The sequence below is a fragment of the Paraburkholderia sp. BR10141 genome, assembly GCF_056155635.1.
Genome location: NZ_JBMIQH010000006.1, coordinates 95,247 through 111,801 on the forward strand (window position 1 = coordinate 95,247; position 16,555 = coordinate 111,801).

A 16,555-nucleotide genomic window follows, 5' to 3' on the forward strand; every position below is an offset into this window, starting at 1 on the left:
CGAACGCTGCGCGTTCCGAGGCACCTGAATCGACACCAGCGAAACACGACATCAGCGGGCCGCACCGGCCCAATACCGGACCGTAACGACAATGGCAGCAGACATCGAAGCCCGGCAACGCTTTTTCCCCCACACCCAGGACGAGCTGAAGGAGATCGCGTCAGATATCCTGCGGCACGCCAGCGCGCTCGGCGCGAGCGACGCCGCGACCGAGATTTCCGAAGGCGACGGTTTGTCCGTCTCGGTGCGGCGCGGCGAGGTCGAGACGATCGAGCACAACCGCGACAAGATGGTCGGCGTGACCGTCTATATCGGCAACAAGCGCGGCAACGCGAGCACCTCGGACTTTTCGCCGCAGGCGCTCAAGGACACGGTGGCTGCCGCGTACAACATCGCGCGCTTCACCGCCGACGACGACTGCGCGGGCCTCGCCGAGCGCGATCTGCTCGAAACCGCGCCGCGCGACCTCGACCTCTATCACCCGTGGAATCTCTCCGCCGACGAGGCCGTGGAAATCGCGCGCCGCGCCGAAGACGCCGCGTTCGCCGTCGACCCGCGCGTGAAGAATTCCGAAGGCGCGAGCGTGTCGGCGCAGCATTCGCAGTTCGTGCTCGCCACCTCGGGCGGCTTCATGCACGGCTATCCGTACTCGCGCCACTACGTTTCGTGTGCGCCTATCGCAGGCGTCGGCCGCAACATGCAGCGCGACGACTGGTACAGCTCGCGGCGCAGCGCGGCCGAGCTGGCCTCCCCCGAAGCCGTCGGGCGTTATGCGGCCGAGCGTGCGCTTTCACGCCTGAACGCGCGCAGCCTCGACACGCGCAAGGTGCCGGTGCTGTTCGAGGCGCCGCTCGCGGCGGGCTTGCTCGGCGCGTTCGTGCAGGCTGTGAGCGGCGGCGCGCTGTATCGCAAGACGTCGTTCCTCGTCGACAGCCTCGGCAAGCCGGTGTTCGCGCCGCACATCCAGATCGTCGAGGACCCGCATGTGCCGCGCGCGGCCGGCAGCGCGCCGTTCGACGAAGAGGGCGTGCGCACGCAGCGCCGCGAAGTCGTGAAGGACGGCATCGTGCAGGGCTATTTCCTGTCGTCGTATTCGGCTCGCAAGCTCGGCATGCAGACCACGGGCAACGCCGGCGGGTCGCACAACCTGCAGTTCCAGAGCTCGCTCACGAAGCCCGAGGACGACTTCGAGGAGATGCTGAAAAAGCTCGGCACGGGCCTGTTGCTGACCGAACTGATGGGGCAGGGCGTGAACTTCGTGACGGGCGACTATTCGCGCGGCGCGTCGGGCTTCTGGGTGGAGAACGGCAAGATCCAGTACCCGGTGGAAGAAATCACGGTGGCTTCCACGCTGCAGGAGATGTTCCACCACATCGTCGCCGTGGGCGCGGATACGCTCGCGCGCGGCACGCGTCAGACCGGCTCGGTGCTGATCGAGCGGATGACGGTGGCGGGCCAGTAAGCGCCCTTTAGCGCCTTCTGCACAGGCTCGATGAAAAACGGCACGCCCTGGCGTGCCGTTTTGCTTTTGGGTGCCGCGCTGCGCGCGCCCATCGATCAATCGCGCCGCACGTACCGCACGAAAGCGAAATCGAAGTCGTTCGGTGCATTCGCATGCAGCGTCTCGCGCGACGTTTCCTGCCACACGTCGGGGTCGGGCGCTGGGAAGGTGGCGTCGCCCTCGAAGTCCGCGGAGATTTCCGTCACGACGAGTTCGTGCGCAAGCCCGAGTCCTTCGCCGTAGAGCTGCGCGCCGCCGATCAGGAACGCCGTGGGCGCCTGGTCCTGGGCCGCGAGCGCGAGCGCCTCGTCGAGGCTCGTGGCGGTGTCGCAGCCGGGAAAGCGCTTGCCCGCGTCGCGCGTCACGACGATGTTGCGGCGGCCCGGCAAGGCGCGGCCGATCGATTCGTGCGTTTTGCGGCCCATGATGATGGGCGCGCCCATCGTGGTGCGCTTGAAGAACGCGAGGTCTTCGGGGAGCCGCCAGGGCAGCGCGTTGTCGCGGCCGATCACGCCGTTGCGGGCGCGCGCGACAATGAGAGTGAGCGTCGTCATCGAAAGGGTAGAGGTGCGAGGTTGTAAGCTGTTCGCAGTCATTCTACCCGAGCGCGCCGGGCGCCCCGACGCGCTTCCTCGCGGCATCGGCTGTTTCAGTCCTGCCCGTCGGTCGGCAATTCCGCCTGGTTCTCCGCTTCGCCGCCAAAGAACGTTTTTTCGTCGCGCAGGCCGTGCGTGCCCATCAGCCGGTAAAGCGTCACGCGCGAGATGCCGAGATCGGCAGCGGCTTCCGTGAGCCGGTGCCGGTGCCGCAGCAGCGCCGCTTCGATCGCGCGCCGCTCCGCGGCCTCGCGCGCCTGCGCGAGCGTGACCGTCTGCTGCGCGGTGAAGTGCGCGAGATCGAGATCCTCCGCCGAGATCAGCTTGCTTTCGGCCATCACGATCGCGCGGCGCACGCGGTTGATGAGCTCGCGCACGTTGCCAGGCCAGTTGTAGTTGTACAGGGCCTCGATGGCGTCTGGCGTGAAGCCGCGGATGCGGCGCGCGCTGTCCTGCTTGAACTTGTGCAGCACGTGATGCGCGAGAATTTCGATGTCCTTGCCGCGCGCGCGCAGCGGCGGCTCGTCCACGCGCAGCACGCACAGGCGGTGAAAGAGGTCGGCGCGAAAGCGTCCGTCGCGCATCGCCGCCTCGAGATCGACGTGCGTGGCCGAAATGATGCGCACGTCCACGGGAATCTGCTCGCGGCCGCCCAGCCGCTCGATCTTGCCTTCCTGCAAAAAGCGCAGCAGGCTTGCCTGGCTTTCCAGCGGCAGGTCGCCGATTTCGTCGAGAAAGAGCGTCCCGCCGTTGGCCGATTCGACGCGCCCGATCTTGCGCTGGTTCGCGCCCGTGAACGCACCGCGCTCGTAGCCGAACAATTCGGATTGCAGAAGATGGTGCGGAATCGCGCCGCAGTTGATCGGCACGAAGGTCGCCTTGCGCCGCGCGGAGCGCTCGTGGATCGCGAGCGCCGTGAGTTCCTTGCCAGTGCCCGATTCGCCCGAGATGAATACGGTGGCATCGGTGTTGGCCACCTTGCGGATCGTGCGAAAGAGCTGCTGCATCGCTTCGCAGGTGCCGACCATCTCGTCATCGTCCTGGCTCGCGGCGGCGGCCGGCGTGTCGAGATCGCACAGCGACACCATGCCGAACGCGTGGCCCACGAGGTAGTCGAGCGTCGCATGCGCGACCGGCACGTGCACGTAGTCGAAGCAATAGTGGCGGATCAAGCGCCGCACTTCGGCGTCGGTGAGGCGCGAATCGTCGGTGAGCGCGATCCATCCCACCTGCTGCAGCCGCAGAATCGTCTCGAGGCCCGCGAACTCGCGCGGCGCGAAACCCGTGAGATCGATGATGCCGGCGTAGGCCGCCTCCGGTTTCACGAGGCGCGAGGCCTCGTGCACCGTGCGCGCGGTCGAGATTTCCCAGCCACGGCTCTTGAGGTAGGCACACAGCAGCGGGTCGGGCGTACGCGCGACATACAGCAGGGTGCGCTCGATGCCCGCCTCGGGCTTCGCATCGCGCGCGCGGCCCACGTCGGGGATATCTTCGGCAAGCGGCGGCCCGCCCACGGCGAGACGCTGCCCGGCTCCGGCGAGTGGTGTCACAGTGGCGCCCAGATGTGAGGATTCGCGCACGATCGGCCTCATGTGATCAGAAGGTGTAAGGGAATCGCACGCCGACGACGAAGTTCGGTGCATCGGGCGTGAGCCCGACGGACACCGCGCCGTTGATCGTCAGGTGCTTGTTCACCACGTGATTCAGGCCGAAGTTGAGCACCGAGGCGGTCGTCTGGCTGCCCGGCACGCCGGTCCAGGTGCCGCCCGGCGACTTGGTCTTCGACTGCGGCTCGATGGCCATGGTGTACGAAATGCTCGCCGAGTCCTTGTCCGAGAAGGCGAGCGCTACGCCGCCGCCGAACTGGATGATGTCGCCGAGTTTCACTTCGGCAGGCTCGGTCTGCCCGATCACCGAGGAGATGTCGGCGAACGAGCGTGAGATGTTGTACGTGTATGAGAAGCTGCCGAACAGCACCACGGGGTCGTAGGTCTTCAGCACCGAGATGCCGGCCGTGACGTTCCAGAAGCCCGTGCCTGTAGGCAGCTTGCTGGGAGCGACGAGATTGGTGTTGTCGGGCGTGATCTGCTGAACCTTGATGCCGAACGGCGAGGTGCCGGTCGCCGTTTTCACGCGCAGGCTGCCGACCACGTCGGGAATGCTGTTGGTTTCCTTCAGGAACTGGTAGTAGATCCCGAAGTTCACGTCGCCGATGGCGTTCGAATTGACCGATGCATCCGTGAGCGTGCTGGCCGAGCCGCCCGCGCCACCCACGATGAAGGTGCTGTGCCGGTAGACGTAAGGCACGTCCACATCGATGCTCATGCGGTCCGTGAGGCCGTAGCGCGTGTCGAGGTCGGCCGTGATCGTGTGCGACTTGGTCTGCCCCAGATTGATGTTGCCGAGGAAGATCGCGTCGAGTGCAAGAAAGCCCGAAAGCTGGAGCTGGCGCCGATCGTAGTAACTGTCGCTGATGCCCCAGTCCAACGTCAGCTTGTGGTCGAAGAGCGGCGCGTGCTCGCGCTGCACGACCGCCTCTTCGGCTTGCGTGCGCGACGGCTCGGCGCTCTTTTGCGTCTCACCCACGGTCGGGCTGCCGGTGTTGGGATTGACGCCCGGGTTGATACCAACGGGCGCGCCCTGCTGCGGCCCGCTCGCGGCCGAAGTGCCGGTCGCACCATTGGTCGCGCCCGCGTCGGGCGAGGGCGGGTTCACCGGCACGCCCGTGGCCGTGCCGGTGAGCGAACCCGGCGCCGTCGCGCCCGGCAGCGCCTGGGCGAGCGGCGGCAGGGGCACAGGCAGACCGTCTGCGCCCGGCTGTTCCGCGACCGTCGCGCCCGACGCGGCGTCAGGCGCGCCCGCGCCCGGCATGCCGCGGCCGCGTTGCGCCATTTCGAGGTTCGTCACCTGGCGCTCCAGCGACTGGATTTGCCTCTGCTGCTCGTCGACGACGCGCATGAGTGTATTCAGGCGGTCTTCGATCGACTGGCTTTGTAGCGCCTGCGCGTGGGCGGATTGCGAGAGCGCGAATAGTAAAACGGCTGCTGGAATGGCGGCCAGCGACACGTGTGGCGCGGCCGCCCTGGACATCATCTTCATTGTTCTTCCCCCGGGATCGAATGCGGGCGCCCGGCGGAACCCCCTGGTTCCACGCCCGCGCACGTCGATGCTCCTCATTCAAAGTGCTGCTTCTCGCGCGGGTCCTTGCCCGCGTGGTGGTCTCCTTGACTGGCACGTCTCGTGTAGGCCCTCGGTTAGTGGAGATTTCGCAGAGCCTGTAATACGCCGGTCTGCCGGATCATTTGCGACGTCATCTGCTGCGTCTGCAGACTCAGTTGCAACTGGTTGGCGACCTGCTGGTTATTGCCTGCGACCTGGAGTAACTGGGCGATCGCGCCGGCTTGCTGCATGTTGCCCGGCACGATGTTCTGCGTGGCGATGCCCGCCGGCGTCTGCAGCGTCACGTTGACGCCGTTACTGCCGAACGAGATGCCCGCTCTTATGCTGCCGGTCGCGTTCGATGCCGACGCGCTCGACTGGTTGGCGGCGCCTGGCAGATTCGCGAGGTGCGGCGCGTTGTTGTCATAGGAGATGGTGGCGGCATTGGCGCCCGTATTGCCGTTGCCGGCCACCTGGGTGATCTGCGAGACGCCGTTGATCGAGACGTTCTGGCCGCCGGTGGCCGTCGCGTTCGGGTTGGCGCCGCTGTTTGCGCCCGTGGCCCCGCCCTGCGTCGGGTCGATCACGGTTGCATAGGTCTTCACCTGCGCGCTCACCTGGTTGGCCGCGTTCTGGGCGACCGCGAGCGCGCCTTGCGCGACTGCGGTCGCGCCGTTTGGCAATTGCCATTGAGAAAGCAGGTTCAGAACGAACCCGGAAATCATGTCGCTGCCGGCATATTTGCCGGTCTGATGCGCGAGCACGTCGTCGCCGACGGCTTCGCAGCGGATGCCTTGCGCCTGTCCGTCGGCGTTCGCGAGAAACGCCGGCACCGGTTGCGGCAAGCCGATGCCTTCAGCCGCTAGCGCACCGCTCGAAAAAGCGCAGGCGAGCGCGCAGACGGCTGCCGCGATGCCACACTGTGAGAGGTTGCGTTTCATGATTCTTCGGACTTCAGAACATGACGGCCTTATCGAGGCCGTATTCGAAGAAGGGAGTCGCCGCAGTGCCATTGAGCAAGGCTTGTTCACGCAGCTTGAGCGCGAGCGACTCGTTGTTCTGCAACAGCGGAGAGTCCTCCAGGAACGGTTTGCCGAGCACCGCGAAGACGAGGCCGTTCCATGTTTTGGCGAAGTCGTCTTCGGCGACGATCCGGTTGCCGAGCGCGGGGTCCGCAATGAAGATGCGGCCGTTCTCGGCGTGCTTGACGATCACGAAGTGCTCGTAGCCATCGATGTTCATGAGCACCAGCACGGGAATCTGCAGGTGGTAGAGCGCGTCGGTATTGACGCGAAAACCGCGGCCGCGCAAGCCGATCGTCTCGACGAACTTCTTCATGTCGAGCATGGAGAAGCCGTTCTTGACGACCACCTCGGGCGTGGAGAACACCATCATCTGGCGGATCAGCTCAGGTTCGGGGATGTCGATGCCGTAGCCATACTTGAGCAGTGTGGCGAGTGCGGCGGCGCCGCAGCTGTAGTCGTACTGCTGGCTGACGATGCTGCGATAGCGCAGGTCCCGCATCGAGTGGAGCGGCAGCTTCACCGGCACGCCGACGAGGTGGGTCGCGTCGAGCGTCGACTGCTGCGCATGCACAGGCACAAGGGCTGCGCTGGCCGAGAGCGTCAGCGCGACGACAAACATCCTTGATGCCGGGGTCGATACGGGCCCGGACATGGTGGTCTCCTGCCTTCTGGTATGCGCGCCGGCTGCGGTGGGACAGCCGGCGCGCGTTGCTTGCTGCGTTTTCTGCCTGGGGCGAGCCCAGTTCCTGCAGTGCTGCCAACCGTGCTTAGTGGCCGTTGTTCATCGCGGCGATTGCCATGCCGTTGTGCTGCAGGTTGCCGATGCCGCCGGCAATGTTCACGCCGATGTTGCCTTGCGCGCCGGTGAGCGTATTGGCGCCGAGGCTGGCCGTACCCTGGAACTGGCCGACTGCCGACATGTTGGCGTTCTGCGAGCTGTTATCCGTCGCGACCATCGCAACCGTCGAGTAGGCACCCGGGGTTGCCGTCGTCACCGAGCCCGCAAGACTGTTGTTCTGCGCGTTGCCGATGCCGGATGCGACGTTCACGCCGACGTTGCCCGATACGTTGGCGAGAGAGCCGTCGCCGACAGACGCGTTCAGGTTGAAGTTCTTCACGTGGGCGCTACCGCTGGACGCCTGCGTGTTGAAGATCTGCGCGTTGCCGAACACGTTGCCCATGTCGACGGAAGCGAGCGCGACGTCGTTGCTTTGCGCGTTGTTGATGCCTTCAGCGATGTTCACGCCGAGGTTGCCCGTCACGCCGGTTGCTGCGCCGTTGCCGGTATTGGCGTCGAGCGTGCCCGCCTGTTGTGTGTTGATATGCTGCGTAACGGAGCCGGTGGTGTGCTCGTCGACGGTGTTGAGCGAGTCGCTCACGTTGTAGCCCCAGCTCTTGCTCGAGCTCGAGCTGCGCGACGACGAGTGGCTATGCGAATCCGAGCTGGAGCTCGACGAGCTGTACATGGATGCGTACGTGCTCGACGAGTTCTTCGACTTTTCGCTCGTGCCGTTCACGCTCGTCGAAAGCGCGGCGCTGGCCGTGCCGTCAGCATGAGCCGTATTGGCGGTCGTCGAGCTGTTGCTCGTATTCTTGTTGTTGTTCACGGACCAGGCCGCGCCGACGTTCGTCGTGTCGCTGTTGTTGTGCGAGTTGGTCGTGGTGTGCGACGTGCTTTCCGAGCCAGTGAGGTCGATGCCGGCCGAGCCGTTGCGGTGGTTGCCGGTGTGCGACCACGATGCGTTGGCCTGGAGGCTGCCATTGCCGCTCTGCGACTTCGTCGACGTGTTGTTGCCTACGCTGCTGTAGCTCGTGCCAAGGGCCGCGCTGCCTGTGTCGCTATAGGTGCTGGCAGTCGTGTGGTCATGTGTGCTGCCATTGTCGGTCGCGACGTGATAGTCGGCGCTCGCGCTTGCGTTGAAGGTCTTACTGAAGCTCGAGTTGCTCGACGAGCTCTTCGAGTTCGACGCATTCACTTGATGCGAATGCGACGAACTGCTCGACGACGACGAGCTGCTCGACTCGCTCGAGCTCGAGGACTTCGAGAAGGAATTGCTGCCCGTGCCCGTCACGCTCCACGTGGTGTTGTTCACTGCCGTGGTGATCTTGCCGCTGTTGTAGCTTTGCGCTTGCGGAAGCAGCGTGCCGCCACCGGTGGTCTGGTTGTTGTTGATGACGGCGCCGGCGGTGCTCGAAACCGAGACGCAGCCGAACAGCGCGACAAAGCCTTCGATGCCCACGTATTGCGTGACGCCTGTGGCGTTGAAGAGATACGCCGAATTTGCCGCGTGAGCGGAGCCTACCGCCGACGCAAGAACTGCCGCTGCTATGAGGGTGCGCTTCATGATTTCGCTCCGATACTGAGTGGTCAGTTAAAAAAGAGTGCCCGCCGGGGGACGGAGCACAAAACTGTTTGCCGTAGCGTTACCGGCGCCGGCCGTCTGGTTCACCTGCACGAGGCCCGTCGCATTCCTGAATGCCGCATTGTCGATGCGTACCTCACGAATACCCCCTGCCTGGGCCATTTGCCCCTGACCGCCGTTTTGAGCAGCCGCCGCGGACAGTTCGCCGTCCGAGACCGCCACTACACCAATCGCACCACTGCTGATGAGAGCAGTGTTGCGCTGGACATTGCCCACGCCCGCCGACTGATTCACCATCATTGCGCCGTTCGCGTTTGCAAAAGCTCCTGCACCTATCGTCGCGCTCGCGCCCTTGAGTCGCGCCGTGACGCTGGCGAGCTGCTCGTCGCCGTTGACGTTGATCGACACGTTGCCGGTCGTGATCGTCAGCTGGTTGGCCTGCGCGTTGTCGACACCCGCGGTCTCGTTCACCGTGAGCGCGCCGGTCGTCGAGGTGGCGGCGCCCGGGGCGATGCTCGCCGTCGCGCCGACGCTCACCTGGGCCTGCGCGGCGCTCGCGAAGGCGAGCGCGGCGACGCCGGCGAGCGCCGTGCGCCACGCGCGTGACGTCTGGATCGAACGGCTCATTTCATGCCTCCCATGGCGCCCGAAAGTGGGGCGAGCGCGCCTGTGATCGTCGAGGAAATCGTGCCGCCGAGACCGGCGCCGACGCCGCCGGTCGCGCCGGCACCGGCCGCCACATTCGAGCCGGTTGCGCTGCCCGTGAGAATGCGCGTGAGCGCCTGGACGCCGGCGGTCTGCGCGCTCAATGCGCCGTTCGCGTTGACGCCGCTCGAGCCGTGCGCGTTGGTGAGATCGGTGTCGGTGACGAGCGTCGCCATCGCCGGGTCGAAGCTGTTCTTGGGGAAGGTCGTGGCGCGCACGAGCACCGGGTCCTGATTCTTCGGCACGTTGTCGAAAGCGCTGCGCGGCGTGATGTCTCGTTCGACGATGACGTCGCCAGGGTTCGTGACCTGCTGGGCGGCCACGCCCGCCGTGACGCTCGCGGCCAGTAAGCCGCACAGGGCGGCGGCGAACTGGGTCGACCGGCGGCGGGCGCCGCGCGTCGAATTGCGTGCTCTCATGCTGGTCTCCTCCTGGCCGGAGTCGGCACATCGGCGCCTCGTCCGGTCATTTCGTCCTGGTCGCGCGTGTTCGCAGCGAACCAGGACACCGCGCCGCAAGCGGCGCGGGTGCTATCTCATCGTTACTTTCTCGTGTAGCTCGCGAGGTTGCCCTGCGTGTTCTGGGTCGCGTCGACAGGGATCGGCAGCGGTGCGGGCGGCGCGATTTCGTCCCAGAGCGTCACGTTGTTGTTGCCGCGCATCAGTTGCGGGGTGGCAGCCATCATCACCATGCCGACGGCGCCGCCGCGCTGGCGCGAAAGCGTCTGGTCGTCGAGAGAGCCGATGCCCGCGAAGACGCCGTCATTGCCAAAGGCGACGGGGTCGGCCGGCGCGGGGGCGCTGGCGGCCGTGTTGCTGGCCGGGGCCGCGGCGGTCGAAGTCGCGTCGCTGGCCGGCGTGCCCACTGCGAGCGTGGCGGGAACGAGTGCCGCAGGTGTTGCAGGAACGACATCCGGGGTGGCGCTGGCGACGCTGGCAACCGCAGTTGGCGCGGCAGGTGCATCGTCCACTGCCTGTGCGCGAGCACCGGGCGAGAGTAGGAGGAGGACGGCGGGAACGAGCATGGCGGCACATGCACTGCCGTAGCCAATGACACTGCGCCGGACCTGCTGGATGTTGAGTCGCATGGCGTATCTCCTGATGCGAGACATTTAGCGAAACGTGTGCCATCGCCCGCAATCCATTGATACGCTTCGAACCGCACTATTCTCTGCAAATTTTGAATGGCGGATATTCGCCAAAATGTTTCAGCGCTGAAACGTGGGGCTGTTTAAACCCGTTCGGAATGCGATACGGGTTTCAAAGGAGAACGTTTGCGCGCCAGACACTTAACTATTGAGAGAAAGGAAACATCCGTAATTCTTTCTGCACTGACAAAATGCCGGAAAACTAGTGGAAACATTTCCATCGGTCCCTTATCCATTCCCATTGCATAAATTCTATCCAAGTGCCACGAGGCTATAGTAAGCTTCAGAAAAAGCCGTAATGCCTAAAAGAAAACGCCCGCAACTGGGCAAGTTGACACACACGCCACAACTCGGGGATTCACTGTCAGCAAAAGCATGCGCGTTCACTGTTTTTCAGGTACGCGAAAGCCGCTTTTTGCTGCGTGTCTGTACATTCAGGTGCGTGCCGTCATTCCCAAACGATGGTGTTGGCAAGAGGATCTGAATAATGGAACCTGCAACGCGGCAATTGGTGTACGTGACGCGAAAACCGGTCGAAGCGTTGAACGAGCGGTTCCACGAGCGTGGCTGGCAGGTGGAGATCGTCGGCAACGCACGGGACGCGCGGCGCGCTCTGCGCGCAGGGATGCCTGCGGGCGGGCTGCTCGATCTTTCCAGCGAATTCCATCTGCATGAAATCGGCTCGTTCGAGCCGTGCCTCACGCTGCCCAACGTCGGCTGGGTGGCTGCGACCACGACGGGCCAGTTGCAGGACGCAACGCTGCGCCGTCTGGTGCGCGATTACTGTTTCGATTACGTAACGGTCCCCTGGAACGGCGATCGGATCGTCGATTCCGTCGGCCACGCGTATGGCATGGTCTCGCTCTGCGAAGTCGCCTCGAACGACACCACGGGCGGCACCGAAGGCGAAATGGTCGGCTCGTGCGAGGCGATGCTGGCGCTGTTCCGCTCGATCCGCAAGGTCGCGCTGACCGATGCGCCGGTGTTCATCTCCGGCGAGTCGGGCACGGGTAAGGAACTCACGGCGGTGGCGATCCACGAGCGCTCGGCGCGCCGCAGCGCGCCGTTCGTGCCGATCAACTGCGGCGCCATTCCCCCGCACCTGCTGCAGTCCGAGCTGTTCGGCTACGAGCGCGGCGCGTTCACGGGCGCGAGCCAGCGCAAGATCGGCCGGGTCGAATCGGCCAACGGCGGCACGCTTTTTCTCGACGAAATCGGCGACCTGCCGATGGAAAGCCAGGCGAGCCTGCTGCGTTTCCTGCAGGAAGGCAAGATCGAGCGCCTGGGCGGTCATCAGTCGATTCCCGTGGACGTGCGCATCATCTCGGCCACGCACGTCGATATGCGCGCGGCGATGGTGGAAGGGCGCTTCCGCCAGGATTTGTATCACCGTCTGTGCGTGCTGCAGATCGACGAGCCGCCGCTGCGCGCGCGCGGCAAGGACATCGAGCTGCTCGCGCGGCACATGCTCGAGCGCTTCAAGAAGGACGGCAGCCGGCGCCTGCGCGGCTTTTCGCCCGACGCCATCGCCGCCCTGCACAACTACAGCTGGCCCGGCAACGTGCGCGAGTTGATCAACCGCGTGCGGCGCGCCATCGTGATGTCGGAGGGCCGCGCGATCACGGCGCGCGATCTCGAACTCGGCGACTACGTCGAGGTGGTGCCGGTCTCGCTCGCCCAGGCGCGCGAAGCCGCCGAGCGCCAGGCCATCGAACTCGCGCTGCTGCGCCACCGCGGCCGCCTCGGCGACGCCGCCCAGGAGCTCGGCATCTCGCGCGTGACGCTGTACCGGCTCTTGTGCGCGCATGGCATGCGCCATATGGAAAGCGAGCCGCTCGCGCCGCATCCGGGCGGCCTGGTTTCGGGCGGTTGAGGCGGGGTGGGGTTGCCTGAGGGCGCTTGACGTCGATTGAGGCGACCGGCACTTTCGTGCTCCACGCGTGGATCGCGCGCCGTCGCTTTGCGCGGCCTTTGCCATGCGTTTCATCTCGGTGCGTCTTATAGCGTCGCGAGACTTTCTCCGGGCTCGTCGTAGCCCTTCCTGTGGGCGTTCTGCCCTTGTCACCGTTGCGTGATGCGCTCGCGCTTTCGGCGCGGCCGACCCGGGACGCGCGCGCCGGGTAAAATCCTCCTTTTCCATCCTGAATCCGAACCGGGCGCCACGTGCCCGACGAGGGAACCGCGCATGAAACAGTATCTCGAGCTCGTCCGCTCGATTCTCGACACCGGCACCTGGCAGGAAAACCGCACCGGCATCCGCACGATCAGCCAGCCGGGCGCCATGCTGCGCTTCGACCTGCAGGAAGGCTTCCCCGCGGTGACGACGAAGAAGCTGGCATTCAAGTCGGCCGTGGGTGAGCTGATCGGATTTTTGCGCGCCTCGCGCAGCGCAGCCGACTTCCGGGCGCTGGGCTGCAAGGTCTGGGACGCCAACGCGAACGAGAACGCCCAGTGGCTCGCCAACCCGTACCGCCAGGGCACGGACGACCTGGGCGACGTGTACGGCGTGCAATGGCGGCGCTGGCCTGCTTACAAGGTGCTCGACGGCGACGCCGCCGCACAGCTCGTCGACGCGCAGTCGCGCGGCTATGCGCGCGTGGCAGAATTTACCGAGGATGGCCGCTCCAAGGTGCTGCTCTACAAGGCGGTGGACCAGCTGCGTCAGTGCCTCGATACGATCATGAGCAACCCCACCGACCGGCGAATTTTGTTTCATGGCTGGAATCCGGCCGTGCTCGAAGAGATCGCGCTGCCGGCTTGCCATCTGCTGTACCAGTTCCTGCCGAACCCGACAAAGCGCGAAATCTCGCTGTGCCTCTACATCCGCAGCAACGATGTGGGCCTCGGCACGCCGTTCAACCTCACCGAAGGCGCGGTGCTGCTGCACCTGGTGGGCCGGCTCACGGGCTATACGCCGCGCTGGTTCACGTACTTCATCGGCGACGCGCATATCTACGAGAACCAGCTCGATATGCTCAACGAGCAGCTGCGCCGGGAGCCGTACGCGAGCCCGCGTCTGGCCATCTCCGAGCGCGTGCCCGAGTACGCGAAGACGGGCGTCTACGAGCCTCAGTGGCTCGAAAAGGTCGAGCCGTCGGACTTCTCGCTCGTCGACTACCGGCATCACGAGCCGCTGACCGCGCCGATGGCAGTGTGAGGCGCTTGCATTTGCGTGAGTGGCCGGTATGACCGCGCCATGAATAAAGCCCGCGAACGGCGACGTTCGCGGGCTTTTTCGTTGGCGGCGCGTCGATCAGCCGTGGTGGCGATCGTCGTGATTGCCACCGCTTGCACGCTCTTGCGGATGAGGCGCGGGCTGCGGCTGCGGACGCGGTTGGGGCTGCGGCTGCGGGCGGGCCTCCGCGTGCTGCTGCGGCTGGGGCTGGGGCTGCGGATGGAATTCCGGGCGCGGCTGCGGTTGCGGCTGCGGACGGGCTTCGGCGCGCTGCTGCGGTTGCGGCTGCGGATGGAATTCCTGACGCGGCTGGGGCTGCGGCTGCGGCCGGACCTCGGCGCGCTGCTGCGGTTGCGGCTGGGGTTGCGGACGGACCTCGGCACGCTGTTGCGGTTGCGGCTGGGGTTGCGGACGGACCTCGGCACGCTGTTGCGGCTGCGGCTGCGGCTGCGGCTGCGCTTGCGCCTGCGGATGAAACTCGGGGCGCGCCGCGGGCTGCTGCGCCGGCCGCGCCTCGGCTTGCTGCGGCATCTGCTGGCCGTGCTGCGCCGCGGCTGGCTCGGGCATCCGTTGCTGCGCTTGCGGCTGCGGCTGGCCACGCGCCGCGTCACGCTGCTCCTGCATCGCGACGGCGGGCGGGCGGCCTGCCTCGTTGCTGCCCGGCTGGCCTCGTGTGGCCATCGGCGCGTGCGGCTGTGTCCAGGCCGGTTGATGCACTTCGCCGCGCGCCGCGTTGGCCGCGTTCATCGCACCCGGGCCGGGCTGACCGGCTGCAGGCGCGCCGCCTTCGGGCCGGCCCGCAAACTGCGGCGGACGCGGCACGCCATGTTCCTGCGCGACAGCGGGCGGCATGCCCGCCTGGCCATGTTCGGGGCCACGCGGCATGGCGTTGGCGGCTGCGGCGCCCGGTTGGGGGGCGCCGCCAGGCATGCCCGGACGGCCGGCTTGCGCCTGCGGGGCCGCCGGCCTGCCCGTCGCGCCAAGCACCGGTGAGTGCGGCGGTACGACACGCACGTTCTGTGCGGGCCACGCGCCGTGAGCTGCGGCAGAGAACGGCGAGGACGGCGCATGCGCCGGCGCCGAGACGCGCACCACGGGCGCGCCTGCCCCCGGCACCGTGCCGCCGGCGTGGGCGAAGCGCTGCGCGAGGTTGTCGTGGAATGCGGGCGGTGCGACGGGCGCGCGCGTGGCGACGACCTGACGCTGATTGAGCGCCGCGGGCGGCCGGTAGTCGGCGCGGCGCATGTTGGGCCCGAAGCTGCCCTTCACAGGCGCGATGCCAGGCGTGCCCGGGTCGATGCGCGCATTGCGCCATTGCTGCGGATCGACACGCTGCGCGAACCGCGAGACCGGCTGACCATGGACGAACGCCGTGGCCGGTACCGCCGTCACCGCACCCGGCGCGCGATAGTTCACGTAGGTGTTGTGAACGTTGATATTCGTGATGTTGACGTCGCGCCGGTAGTTGTTGACGACGACGGTCTGGTTCACGCGCTCGTAGTAGTGCGGGCTCCAGCCGCCCCAGTGCGGATGCCATGGCTCACTCGGCCCGAGCGCGAACCACGCGACGCCCGCGGCCGCGACGCCGCCTACCGCGAGGTTGACGCCCCAGTCCGTGCCGCCGTCGCCGCCGCCCACGAACGCGACCAGCGCCGGCGCATAGACGGGCGGCGCGCTTTCGACGACCGGCCCGGGCACCCACGCCCACGAATCGTCGACGTAAGCCCAGCGTCCGTAGTGATACGGCGCGAAGCCCCAGGGCGCGTCATCGACCCACGTCCAGCCCCACGGCGCCTGCCACACCCAGTGGCCGTCGTGATACGGCGCCCAGCCGGTGGGCACCGAGTTCGGCGTCCAGACTTCGCCGTATTGCGGATCGTTGCGCCACGTGCCGTTGTTGTCGAGGTCCTGGTAGCCCGGGACGTCGCGCGAGACATAGCGCGCCGAGACCGAGCGGTCCTCGGCGGCGTCGCGCGCGAGCCCCCACTGGTCGAAGGCGTCCGGCGGCGGCGTCTGGTCGCTCGCCACCTGCTGCAGGTCGGTGCCGGCGAAGCGGATCTGCTGGCCGGCCGTCATCGGCGTCTGACCGTTTTCGCCGTACACGGTCACACTCCCGCTGCGCACGGTGACGGTCGTGCTGCTGCCGTCGGGTGCCACATCCACGCGATAGTCGCCGGGGCTCGTCACGCCGAGTGCGAGGTTCGGCGTGTCGATTTCATACGAGCTGCCGGGCGGCACTTCGCGCACGCGCGTCGAGAGCGTGCCCTGCGCGACCTTGAGCTGCGCGGTTTGATCGTCGAGATTGAGGACGTCGAGGCTCGTTTGCGCGCCGAGGCGCACCGCCGTCGAGCCGATGTGCATCTCCGAGCGCCCATTGGCGTCGTTCCAGAGCTGATCGCCGGTCGTGAGCGGGCGGTTGAGCTGCGCGTACGACCAGTCGCTCGCGCCGGCCGGCTCGGTGGTCACGGCGCCGGCCATGTAGTCCAGACGCGCGACGCGGCTCGGCGGATCGCCGCCCGTGGCAGCGGGGGCGGTCGCGGCATCGGGCGGCGCTGCCTGCGCGAAGACCGCGGGCGCGGCTGCGAGGTTCAGCGCCGCGAGCGCGGCGAGCGCAAACAGCGTGCGGCGCGAAGTGCGCCGAAACTGGGTGATCGTAGGTGTGCGCGTCATCATTGTTCTCCTGTCGATGGGATTTGGCGCTTGGCTGCCGCAGCGTTTAACGCTATCCCATGCAGGGCACTGTATCCGGCGGGCTTGTTTCCATGCTCACGGATTTGTTAAGGCTTATGCACCAGATGTAACAGAACGTGTGACCGCGCGCGAAACGCGCATTTTTGCGCGCGAAATCGGCGATGTTGTACGGTAATTGTCAGCTAATTCCGCG

Annotated in this window: 13 protein-coding genes; 3 read left to right on the plus strand and 10 right to left on the minus strand. The window is 66.4% G+C overall.

Annotated elements, in window-relative coordinates:
* Positions 1–91: 91 nt before the first annotated feature.
* Entirely contained in the window at positions 92–1,462 is a 1,371-nt protein-coding gene (pmbA, locus tag ACOJB8_RS10695; RefSeq protein WP_069262611.1) for a metalloprotease PmbA, read from the plus strand.
* Positions 1,463–1,557: 95 nt separating this feature from the next.
* Here the strand turns inward: pmbA and ACOJB8_RS10700 are convergent, their stop codons facing one another.
* The 9 genes from ACOJB8_RS10700 to ACOJB8_RS10740 all read right to left on the minus strand — a co-directional run bounded on the left by ACOJB8_RS10700 (position 1,558) and on the right by ACOJB8_RS10740 (position 10,436).
* Positions 1,558–2,055 carry a dihydrofolate reductase gene (locus ACOJB8_RS10700; RefSeq protein WP_028206731.1) on the minus strand — a complete coding sequence of 166 codons (498 nt, stop codon included), beginning with the start codon at positions 2,053–2,055 and terminating at the stop codon, positions 1,558–1,560.
* Between the two features lie 95 nt (positions 2,056–2,150).
* Positions 2,151–3,677, minus strand: a complete 1,527-nt coding sequence (locus ACOJB8_RS10705; protein WP_475012475.1) for a sigma 54-interacting transcriptional regulator — start codon at positions 3,675–3,677, stop codon at positions 2,151–2,153.
* Between the two features lie 16 nt (positions 3,678–3,693).
* A complete protein-coding gene (locus tag ACOJB8_RS10710; protein ID WP_406952765.1) occupies positions 3,694–5,187 on the minus strand; it encodes a hypothetical protein in 1,494 nt (497 codons plus the stop codon).
* Positions 5,188–5,351: 164 nt separating this feature from the next.
* Positions 5,352–6,197 carry a peptidase C39 gene (locus ACOJB8_RS10715; RefSeq protein ID WP_475012477.1) on the minus strand — a complete coding sequence of 282 codons (846 nt, stop codon included), beginning with the start codon at positions 6,195–6,197 and terminating at the stop codon, positions 5,352–5,354.
* 13 nt (positions 6,198–6,210) lie between these two features.
* Entirely contained in the window at positions 6,211–6,933 is a 723-nt protein-coding gene (locus ACOJB8_RS10720) for a C39 family peptidase (RefSeq protein ID WP_069262607.1), read from the minus strand.
* 115 nt (positions 6,934–7,048) lie between these two features.
* On the minus strand, positions 7,049–8,626 hold the full coding sequence (locus tag ACOJB8_RS10725; RefSeq protein ID WP_069262606.1) for a beta strand repeat-containing protein: 1,578 nt from the start codon (positions 8,624–8,626) through the stop codon (positions 7,049–7,051).
* A gap of 27 nt (positions 8,627–8,653) precedes the next feature.
* Positions 8,654–9,271 (minus strand): hypothetical protein, encoded by a 618-nt coding sequence (locus ACOJB8_RS10730; RefSeq protein WP_475012480.1) that lies wholly within the window; start codon positions 9,269–9,271, stop codon positions 8,654–8,656.
* Complete coding sequence (locus tag ACOJB8_RS10735; RefSeq protein ID WP_475012482.1) at positions 9,268–9,768, minus strand: hypothetical protein; 501 nt, start codon at positions 9,766–9,768, stop codon at positions 9,268–9,270. Before ACOJB8_RS10735 ends, ACOJB8_RS10730 begins: the two co-directional genes overlap by 4 nt.
* A gap of 122 nt (positions 9,769–9,890) precedes the next feature.
* Positions 9,891–10,436: a hypothetical protein gene (locus ACOJB8_RS10740; RefSeq protein WP_475012484.1), complete on the minus strand. Its 546-nt coding sequence runs from the start codon at positions 10,434–10,436 to the stop codon at positions 9,891–9,893.
* Positions 10,437–10,983: 547 nt separating this feature from the next.
* On the opposite strand from ACOJB8_RS10740, the gene ACOJB8_RS10745 reads away from it, so the two are divergent.
* Together ACOJB8_RS10745 and ACOJB8_RS10750 are read left to right on the plus strand one after the other, a co-directional pair.
* Positions 10,984–12,369, plus strand: a complete 1,386-nt coding sequence (locus ACOJB8_RS10745; protein WP_368616024.1) for a sigma-54 dependent transcriptional regulator — start codon at positions 10,984–10,986, stop codon at positions 12,367–12,369.
* A gap of 312 nt (positions 12,370–12,681) precedes the next feature.
* Positions 12,682–13,653 (plus strand): thymidylate synthase, encoded by a 972-nt coding sequence (locus ACOJB8_RS10750; protein WP_342945423.1) that lies wholly within the window; start codon positions 12,682–12,684, stop codon positions 13,651–13,653.
* Positions 13,654–13,749: 96 nt separating this feature from the next.
* On the opposite strand, the gene ACOJB8_RS10755 is transcribed toward ACOJB8_RS10750, so the two are convergent.
* Positions 13,750–16,344, minus strand: coding sequence for a DUF6600 domain-containing protein (locus tag ACOJB8_RS10755; protein ID WP_475012486.1), 2,595 nt, complete (start codon positions 16,342–16,344; stop codon positions 13,750–13,752).
* Positions 16,345–16,555: the final 211 nt, after the last annotated feature.

Coding starts and splice junctions, on each gene's coding strand:
- pmbA (WP_069262611.1), top strand. CDS start 92: ATGGCAGCAGACATCGAAGCCCGGCAACGCTTTTTCCCCCACACCCAG.
- ACOJB8_RS10700 (WP_028206731.1), bottom strand. CDS start 2,055: ATGACGACGCTCACTCTCATTGTCGCGCGCGCCCGCAACGGCGTGATC.
- ACOJB8_RS10710 (WP_406952765.1), bottom strand. CDS start 5,187: ATGTCCAGGGCGGCCGCGCCACACGTGTCGCTGGCCGCCATTCCAGCA.
- ACOJB8_RS10715 (WP_475012477.1), bottom strand. CDS start 6,197: ATGAAACGCAACCTCTCACAGTGTGGCATCGCGGCAGCCGTCTGCGCG.
- ACOJB8_RS10720 (WP_069262607.1), bottom strand. CDS start 6,933: ATGTCCGGGCCCGTATCGACCCCGGCATCAAGGATGTTTGTCGTCGCG.
- ACOJB8_RS10725 (WP_069262606.1), bottom strand. CDS start 8,626: ATGAAGCGCACCCTCATAGCAGCGGCAGTTCTTGCGTCGGCGGTAGGC.
- ACOJB8_RS10730 (WP_475012480.1), bottom strand. CDS start 9,271: ATGAGCCGTTCGATCCAGACGTCACGCGCGTGGCGCACGGCGCTCGCC.
- ACOJB8_RS10735 (WP_475012482.1), bottom strand. CDS start 9,768: ATGAGAGCACGCAATTCGACGCGCGGCGCCCGCCGCCGGTCGACCCAG.
- ACOJB8_RS10740 (WP_475012484.1), bottom strand. CDS start 10,436: ATGCGACTCAACATCCAGCAGGTCCGGCGCAGTGTCATTGGCTACGGC.
- ACOJB8_RS10745 (WP_368616024.1), top strand. CDS start 10,984: ATGGAACCTGCAACGCGGCAATTGGTGTACGTGACGCGAAAACCGGTC.
- ACOJB8_RS10750 (WP_342945423.1), top strand. CDS start 12,682: ATGAAACAGTATCTCGAGCTCGTCCGCTCGATTCTCGACACCGGCACC.
- ACOJB8_RS10755 (WP_475012486.1), bottom strand. CDS start 16,344: ATGATGACGCGCACACCTACGATCACCCAGTTTCGGCGCACTTCGCGC.